This is a genomic window from Ferruginibacter sp., assembly GCF_031430955.1.
Taxonomy (GTDB): domain Bacteria; phylum Bacteroidota; class Bacteroidia; order Chitinophagales; family Chitinophagaceae; genus Ferruginibacter.
The window spans coordinates 1-1,832 of record NZ_JANPCM010000335.1; the positions used below are offsets into that span (position 1 = coordinate 1).

Genomic DNA, 1,832 nt, shown 5'->3' on the forward strand with positions numbered 1-1,832 from the left:
CATTGCCAGGCGGTGAAGACCCCGGCGGAACGGATATGTTGTACGCAGGCTTTTGTTTATTTCTGTAAAATCAAATTTTTTAAATTAATACTTCCACAATTAATTTCTTTTTCGCTTATTAATGGTAGTCCTGCCTTGCTAGCGTATCGTGAAATTTTATAAAAAAGATTTTGCCCTTTTAGACTAAGTCCTGTTCGCAATGTGCTACCGGGTGTTCCTTCAGTCGTCAGGCTAAGTATTACAACATAAAAACCACTCGATTCTTTTGGGTTAATAATTCTTTTTAAAGATGACGGCTTATGAATACTATTATCTAAAAAAGATTTTAAACCTGTCAAACCATAGCCATACAATGATTCTTTATCAATTGTCATTGTATCGGGTGGAACCAATACTTTATAGTAATTACCTGGTAACCCCTGAACCTCATATAAATCTACAGGAAAGTCAATGTTCAATTCTAGAGGATTATCTGTTTCATTGATTATTCGAGTCCAAAATATAACTTTAAAATATTTCTTCCCATTAGGGTCAGTGTATGATTCACCTTTTGGTAAGCCGTTATGTATTATTACACGCTTACCCATAGAATCAGCATACTCATAATTCCTTACCGAATTTATAGTTTCTATATCAACAGTTTCTGGCTTTGATTTACTGCCTTGCTTACAGGATAAAAGTCCTGCCGTTGCAATGATTATTAATAATATACTTTTTTTCATTTTTTTATTTGTCGACCGTCTGTGGTCAGCTTGCGTACATCTCATAAATATACTAAACTCTATTGCTTTAAAGTAATCTTTCAAATATTGTATGTTCATCTCCGCTGCAATAAAAGCTCAATAAAGATATTCTGTACACGAGTGTCTCGCCTTAGGCCAGACCAATGAAGCTAAATAGCAATTCTATGCCCGGCCCAAAATTGCCTTTTGTATTTTCCCTTAAACAACCTATTTTCATTCTTAAACTAAACTGCTTATGAGAAGGCTACTTGTTTGTGCCATTGTTTTTTTAACTGCATTGCAAACCATTGCACAGGATCTACATTATTATTTGCCGGATGATGTTACCTATAACGCTGCTATTCCAAAACCAAAAGATATTATTTATCACGAAGTGGGAGAGTGGCACGTAACACACGACAGGCTGGTGAATTATATGAAAGCCATAGCGGCTGCTGCACCCGATAGAGTGAAATTAGAAACAATGGGTTTTACTTACGAAGGCAGGCCTCAGGTTTTATTAATAATTACGTCGCAAAAAAATCAGCAGCGGCTGGAAGAAATACGGCAGCAGCATTTGTTGTTGAGCGATCCTTCAAAATCGGCTTCGGTAAATATAGATAACATGCCCATTGTAGTTTGGATCGGCCATTCTATTCATGGCAACGAACCCAGCGGTGCCAATGCATCTTTATTAACGGCTTATTATTTAGCTGCAGCACAGGGAAAAAATATTGACGAGCTTTTAGACAATACGGTAATACTTTTTGATCCTTCGTTTAACCCTGATGGTTTACAGCGTTTTTCTACCTGGGCCAACCAGCATAAAAGTAAAAATTTAGTTACCGACCCTAACAGCAGGGAGTTTAACGAAGTGTGGCCTGGCGGAAGATTTAATCATTACTGGTTTGATTTAAACAGGGATTGGTTGCCGGCGGTGCATGTAGAAAGTCAGAACAGGTTACAGTGGTTTCATAAATGGAAGCCGAATATTTTAACCGATCATCATGAGCAAACGAGTAATGCTACTTTCTTTTTTCAGCCGGGTGTGCCATCAAGGGTAAATCCTTTAACGCCGGAAAAAAACCAGGAGCTTACTGCCAAATTGGG

The 1,832-nt window shown here is 37.7% G+C and carries 2 protein-coding genes; one reads left to right on the plus strand and one right to left on the minus strand.

Annotation, left to right across the window (positions count from 1 at the left end):
- Positions 1-56: 56 nt before the first annotated feature.
- Entirely contained in the window at positions 57-722 is a 666-nt protein-coding gene (locus ACY65O_RS09470; protein WP_462220612.1) for a hypothetical protein, read from the minus strand.
- Positions 723-978: 256 nt separating this feature from the next.
- Here ACY65O_RS09470 and ACY65O_RS09475 point away from each other — a divergent pair.
- A partial coding sequence (locus ACY65O_RS09475; RefSeq protein WP_462220613.1) for a M14 family zinc carboxypeptidase occupies positions 979-1,832 on the plus strand: 854 nt, incomplete at its 3' end.

Bases quoted from the DNA above. Each gene is read 5' to 3' on its own strand.
- ACY65O_RS09470 (WP_462220612.1), bottom strand. From the start codon at position 722: ATGAAAAAAAGTATATTATTAATAATCATTGCAACGGCAGGACTTTTA.